Below are 6,158 nucleotides of genomic sequence, written 5' to 3'. Positions count from 1 at the left end.
GTTGTCGATGCGGATGGGCAGCGCGCCGTGCACGCAGGTGACATGGACTGCGCCGTGGCGCGCTGCAGTTTCTGCTGCTCCCGCAGCAAGGCCGCCTGGCGCGCCTGCAGTTGCTGCAGGTAGCTGTTCAAGGCCTGCTCGCTGGCGAACGGCGCCAGGGTCTTGCGCGGCGCCGTGCCGGCGGCGTGACTGCCTGCCGACAGCAGCAGGGACAGTATGAATGTAATTTTGAGGGCGCTGGACATCGCTTCTTCTCCGGTTGGCTGGGGTGTCCAACATGAAACGCAGCGGCGCAGAAAAAGGGGTTAAAGGCGCGTGAAAATAATCACGCAGCGTTTTACCTTATTCAAAACCCCGTATGCGGTCGCCATTGAAATTCGGCAGCCGCCACTCGAAGTGCAGCGCCAGGAAGCGGAACAGGAAACCGGCGCCGATGGACGCCAGCTGCGCCACCGAGCTGTCGACCTTGAAGTACAGCAGGCCCACGTACAGGCTGCCCGTGAACAGCGCCACGGTGGCATACACTTCGCGCTGCAGCACGAGGGGAATCTGGTTGCACAGGATATCGCGCAGCAGGCCGCCGAAGACACCCGTGATCATCCCCGCCAGCACGACGATGGCCGGATGCATCTTGGCCGACATGGCGATGTCGCAGCCGATCACGCAAAACGCCACCAGGCCCAGTCCGTCGACCAGCAGGAAGATGGCGCGCAGATGGTGCAGATAGCGAGCGACGAAGGCCGTGACAATGGCCGCGCCGATGGTAAACAGCAGGTACTCGGGATGCGCGATCCAGCCCAGCGGATAGTGCCCCAGCAGCACGTCGCGCACGGTACCGCCGCCGAGTGCCGTGACGGTGCCGATCATGCAGATGCCGAACAAGTCCATGCCGCGCCGCATGCCCATGATGGCGCCGGACATCGCTTCGGCGACGATCGCCACCAGGTAAATCGTATATAGCAGCATGGTCTTACTCTTCCGAAAATGATTTGAGAATTTGTTCGCGTTCGCGCGCTTCGCTCAGGGTGCGCGCTTCGTTCGTGCCCGTGCTCGAGCCGCCATCGCCGGCGTCACCGTGCGCCATGCGCGTATCCGCATCGCCGCTGCCGCAGCCGACGCTGCTGTGGATAAAGGCAAAGTTATCCTTCAGGCAGTCGCCAGCCAGGTATTCGGCATACACGTAATCGCCGTCGAGCAGGGCCAGGCCAGGCGGTTCGGCCAGCACCTGTTCGCGGCGGCCCTGCACGGCCACCTGCATGTAGTCGCGCCAGACGGGCAGCGCCAAAGTCCCCCCCGTGGCATTGCCCAGGCTTTTCGGCTGGTCGTAGCCGAGCCAGACGACGGAGACGAGGCCGGACGAGTAGCCGGCGAACCAGGCGTCGTAGGCGTTATTCGACGTGCCCGTCTTGCCGGCAGCGTCGCCGCGTCCCAGCGCCAGCGCGCCGCGGCCCGTGCCGCTCTTGACGACGTCGCGCAGCATGCTATCCATGACGTAGGCATTGCGCGTGGAGATCACTTGCGTGCCCGGTGCCGGCGTATCCTTGGCGCGTGGCGCCGCATCGCTGAACAGCACTTCTCCGCTGCGGCTGCGCACTTCCTTGATCAGTTTCGGCGGCATCTGCATGCCGCCGTTGGCAAACACTGCATACGATTGCGCCAGCTGCAGCGGTGTGACGGCGCCCGCGCCCAGCGCCAGAGGCAGGGACACGGGATTACGCGCGCCCTCGAAGCCGAAGCGCGTGGCGTAGTGCTGCACGTAGCCGGGGCCGGCCGCCTGCATCAGGCTCACGGCCACCAGGTTTTTCGAACGCACGAGGCCGCGCCGCACGCTGATGAAGCCTTCATAGTTGTTGCCGTAATTGCGCGGGCGCCAAGGCCGTGCGCCCGTTTCCTGCGGCAGCAGCAAGCGTTGCGTGTCGTCGACGGCCGTGCCGGGGAAATATCCCTTTTCCAGCGCCGCCGAATACACGAAGGGCTTGAAGCTGGAACCGGGCTGGCGGTAGGCCTGCATGGCGTGGTTGTAGTGGTTGCGGTAAAAATCGAAGCCGCCCGCCATGGCGACGATCTCGCCGCTGTGCGCCTCGACGGAAATGAGCGCGCCTTCCATTTCGGGCAGTTGGCTCACCAGCCAGCCCTTTTTCGCCGCGTCGCGCACCACGCGGATCACGCTGCCCTCGGCGATGGCGCGCTTGCCGTCCCACTGCAGCTTGCCGCCCAGGCGCGCTTCCGAGGCCGTCAGCACGATCTCGTCGCCATTGCGCAGCTGCGCCGTCACCTGGCGCTTGCCGGCGGTATCGACCTTGCGCACAAGGGCGGCGCGCAATTCTCCGCTGTCCGGGTAGGCGGCCAGTTGGCGCGCCACGCTGTCTTCGGAGGCGGCCAGGCGCGCTTCCGGGCCACGGTAGCCACGGCGCGCCTGCGCATTCAATAGCCCATCGCGCAGCGACTTGTCGGCCGCCCGTTGCGGCGCCATGCGGATGGTGGTCGTCACGTCCAGGCCCATGCTGTAAGCGCCTTCGGGATAGCTTTGCAGGATCAGCTGGCGCGCTTCCTCGACCGCATATGCGGCCGCATGCACGGAGCTGTTGCGGTCCTTGTTCAGGGCCAGCTTTTCCGCCACGGCCGCGTCGTATTCGGCTGGCGTGATGTAACCGAGTTCGCGCATGCGCTGCAGGATGTAGTGCTGGCGCACGGTGGCGCGCTGGGGATTGGCGACGGGGTTGTAGGCCGACGGGGCTTTCGGCAAGCCGGCCAGCATGGCCGCTTCGGCGATGCTGACGTCCGCCAGCGGCTTGTCAAAGTAAATGTTCGAGGCGGCGGAAAAACCGTAGGAACGCTCGCCCAGATAAATCTGGTTCATATACAGTTCCAGCAGCTTGTCCTTGCCGTAGTGCTGCTCCAGCTTGTAGGCGAGCAGCATCTCCGTCAGCTTGCGCTGCACGGTCTTTTCGCGCGACAGGAAGAAGTCGCGCGCCACCTGCATGGTGATGGTGCTGGCGCCTTGCGCATGATGGCCCGTGACGACGTTGGCCAAGGTGGCGCGCGTCAAGCCATAGAAGTCGACGGCGCCATGCTCGTAGAAACGCGCATCCTCGATGGCCAGCAAGGCCTGGCGCATGCGCAGCGGGATTTCCTTGAGGGGCAAAAATTCGCGGCGTTCTTCGCCGTATTCGGCCAGCAGCTCGCCTTCGCTCGAGAAAATACGCAGCGGCAGCGCGGGCTTGTACTGGGCCAGGTGTTCGACGGCCGGCAAATCCTGCCACGCCTGGCGCAGCCACCAGCCGCCCGCCAGCGCGGCGGCCATGCCCAGGCCCAGGGTCAATCCCAGGCCGAATTTCAGATTGCGCGCCAGCTTAGACTGGGGCTTGCGGATGCTGCTGTCGTTCGCTTGTGCTTCCATGGTGGGATTCCTTGCTGTCAGGAGGCCGCACGCTGGCGCGCGGTACTCCATCAAAGAGGCATTGTGCACTGCAACACACTCATCCTTATGAAAAGTAAGTATTATTTAGTATTGATAAATTTTTCTTATGCAAGCGATGACCATGGATCTCAATCCCAAACATACGGAAGCATTCCGCGCCGTCGTCGAAACGGGCAGTTTCGAACAGGCGGCGCTGCGGCTGCACCTGACCTCCCCCGCCATTTCCCAGCGCGTGCGGGCGCTGGAAAGCCAGTTGGGCAATGCACTGATCGTGCGCAGCCGCCCCGCGCGGGCCACACGCATGGGCCAGCGGCTGATGCAGTATCTGAAACGGGCCAAGTTGCTGGAAGCGGACTTGCAGGCGGAACTGGCGGTGCAGCAGGATGCCCCGCTGACCCTGGTGCTGGCGCTGAACGCCGATTCGATGGGCACCTGGTTTTTCCCCGCCCTGTCCGAGGTGCTGATACGCGAGCGCGTGCTGCTGGATCTGACCGTGGAAGACCAGGACCACACGTACACCTTACTGGAAACAGGCATGGCGATCGGCTGCATCAGCACGGAGCCGAAACCCATGCGCGGCTGCACGGCCGAGCCGCTGGGCGTGATGCGCTACTGGCTGGTGGCCACGCCCGCGTTCCGCCAGCAGTGGTTCGCGCACGGGCTGACGCGCAAGGCGGCGCGCACGGCGCCCGTCGTCGCCTACACGCGCAAGGACACCTTGCAATCGTCGTTCCTGCAAGAGGCGCTGGGGCTGCCCGAAGGGGCCTACCCCTGCCATTACGTGCCGGGCGCCACCTCGCACTTCAACGCCATCCGCTACGGCCTCGGCTACGGCATGGTGCCCGAGTTGCTGCTGAAAGCGAATACGGATGGCGAACTGGTGGAAATGCTCACGCCCAAGACGCCGGCCGACGTGGCCCTGTACTGGCATACGTGGAAGGTGCAGTCGCCGCGCATGGAGCAGCTGTCGCGGCAAATCATCGCGGCGGCGCGCAGCATGCTGAAATAATTATCGTGACAACTACCGTTGCATGCCCCAGCGTTTCAAGGTGACGCGCTCCAGGCTGCGAAAGCCGATGTTTTCCACCAGCAAGCCGATGACGATCACCGCGGCCAGACCGGCAAACACCTTGTCCGTGTACAGCTCGTTGCGGTTCTGGAAGATGTACCAGCCCAGGCCGCCCTGCCCCGACGTCGTGCCAAACACCAGCTCGGCCGCGATCAGGGTACGCCAGGCAAACGCCCAGCCTATCTTCAAGCCAGAAACAATGGAAGGCAAGGCGCCCGGCACGAGGATGTGCAGCACCAGGCGCAAGCCGTTCAAGCCATAGTTGCGGCCCGCCATGCGCAGGGTTTCGGGCACGCCCTGGAAACCCGCATACGTGTTCAAGGCCAGCGGCCACATCACGGAATGGACGATGACGAATATCAGGCTGGCGCGCCCCAGGCCGAACCACAGCAAGGCCAGCGGCAGCAAGGCAATCGCCGGCAAGGGATTCAACATGGCCGTCAGGGTTTCCAGCAGGTCGCGCCCGATGCGGCTCGACACGGCCAGCAAGGTCAGCACGAAGGCGGCCAGCACGCCCACCGCATAGCCTTGCAGCAAGACGACGAGGGAGGCGGCTGTTCGCGTAAGCAATTCACCGCTGGCGATGCCGCCGATAAACGCCTGCGCCGTCTGCAAAAAACTGGGCAGCAATAAATCGTTCTGCGTCCAGCGCGCCGCGCCTTCCCACAGCAGGGCCAGGCTGAGCAAAATGAGCGCCTTGCGCCACAGCGCGTGCTGGCTCACACGCTGCCAGCGCGACAGCGGCCGTTCGACGGTGACGCCGGCTGGTGGCGGCGCCGCATAGACGAATTCCTGGCGGATCGGTGGTTCCAGCAGCGCGCTCATACGGCTTCCCGCTGCGCGGTAACTGATTGCGGAACGGGAGCGACTTCCTCATCGAACAGCAAGCCGTGGATGCGGCTGCTGGCGGCCTGGAATTCCACACTGCCCGCGCTGTGCAAGCCGAACTGGTGACTGTTCAATTCGGCACGCACCCGGCCCGGATGGGGCGACAGCAGCAAGATGCGGTTGCCCACGACCAGCGCTTCCTCGATCGAATGCGTAACGAACACGAGGGTAAAGCGCAGCTCTTCCCACAGGCGGCTCAGTTCTTCCTGCATCTTGCGCCGCGTCAGCGCATCGAGGGCGGCGAACGGCTCGTCCATCAGCAGCACTTCCGGCTGCATGGCCAGGGCGCGGGCGATGGCGACCCGCTGCTTCATACCGCCCGACAAGGTATGCGGATGGGCATCTTCAAAGCCGGCCAAGCCCACCTTGGCGATCCAGTGATGGGCGCGCTCGCGGGCCGCCTGCTTGTCCAGGCGCTTGCTGGCAAGCAAGGGGAACATGACGTTTTCCAGCACGGTTTTCCAGGGCGGCAACTGGTCGAACTCCTGGAACACGACGACACGGTCCGGCCCCGGTTTATGAATGGGCTGGCCCTGCATGGCGATGCTGCCCGCGCGCGGCGCGATGAAGCCGGCCACGGCTTTCAGCAGTGACGACTTGCCGCAGCCCGATGGTCCCAGCAGCACGAAACGGTCGCCGCGAAACACGTCGAAACTGACTTCATGCGTGGCGCGCACGGTGCGCTGCTCGGTGCGGTATTCCAGGCTGACATGCTTGACGCTGAGCAAGGGCTGTAGCGCAACCGGAGGACGGACCAGATGAAAAGCGGGTGCGTTCATG

At 64.4% G+C, this 6,158-nt stretch carries 6 protein-coding genes; 1 reads left to right on the top strand and 5 read right to left on the bottom strand.

What is annotated here, in order from left to right; translation table 11 throughout:
* The 3 genes from JAB6_RS00790 to JAB6_RS00780 all read right to left on the bottom strand — a co-directional run.
* A partial coding sequence (locus JAB6_RS00790) for a hypothetical protein (protein WP_139143235.1) occupies nucleotides 1-245 on the bottom strand: 245 nt, incomplete at its 3' end.
* Nucleotides 246-342: 97 nt separating this feature from the next.
* Nucleotides 343-966 (bottom strand): trimeric intracellular cation channel family protein, encoded by a 624-nt coding sequence (locus JAB6_RS00785; RefSeq protein ID WP_034746006.1) that lies wholly within the window; start codon nucleotides 964-966, stop codon nucleotides 343-345.
* 4 nt (nucleotides 967-970) lie between these two features.
* Nucleotides 971-3,400: a penicillin-binding protein 1A gene (locus JAB6_RS00780; RefSeq protein ID WP_070301011.1), complete on the bottom strand. Its 2,430-nt coding sequence runs from the start codon at nucleotides 3,398-3,400 to the stop codon at nucleotides 971-973.
* A 136-nt stretch (nucleotides 3,401-3,536) separates the two neighbouring features.
* Here JAB6_RS00780 and JAB6_RS00775 point away from each other — a divergent pair, with 136 nt between their 5' ends.
* Entirely contained in the window at nucleotides 3,537-4,430 is an 894-nt protein-coding gene (locus tag JAB6_RS00775; protein ID WP_034747696.1) for an HTH-type transcriptional regulator ArgP, read from the top strand.
* 12 nt (nucleotides 4,431-4,442) lie between these two features.
* Here the strand turns inward: JAB6_RS00775 and JAB6_RS00770 are convergent, their stop codons facing one another.
* A complete protein-coding gene (locus tag JAB6_RS00770) occupies nucleotides 4,443-5,315 on the bottom strand; it encodes an ABC transporter permease (RefSeq protein ID WP_070301010.1) in 873 nt (290 codons plus the stop codon).
* Nucleotides 5,312-6,157 carry an ABC transporter ATP-binding protein gene (locus tag JAB6_RS00765; protein ID WP_070301008.1) on the bottom strand — a complete coding sequence of 282 codons (846 nt, stop codon included), beginning with the start codon at nucleotides 6,155-6,157 and terminating at the stop codon, nucleotides 5,312-5,314. The genes JAB6_RS00770 and JAB6_RS00765 overlap by 4 nt, the downstream gene beginning before the upstream one ends.
* Nucleotide 6,158: the final 1 nt, after the last annotated feature.

The sequence above is a fragment of the Janthinobacterium sp. HH104 genome, from assembly GCF_001758715.1.
In the GTDB taxonomy this organism is placed as follows: Bacteria; Pseudomonadota; Gammaproteobacteria; order Burkholderiales; family Burkholderiaceae_D; genus Janthinobacterium; species Janthinobacterium aestuarii.
The sequence above is the reverse complement of the archived record's forward strand: the minus strand, read 5'-3'. Positions and strand labels throughout refer to the sequence as shown.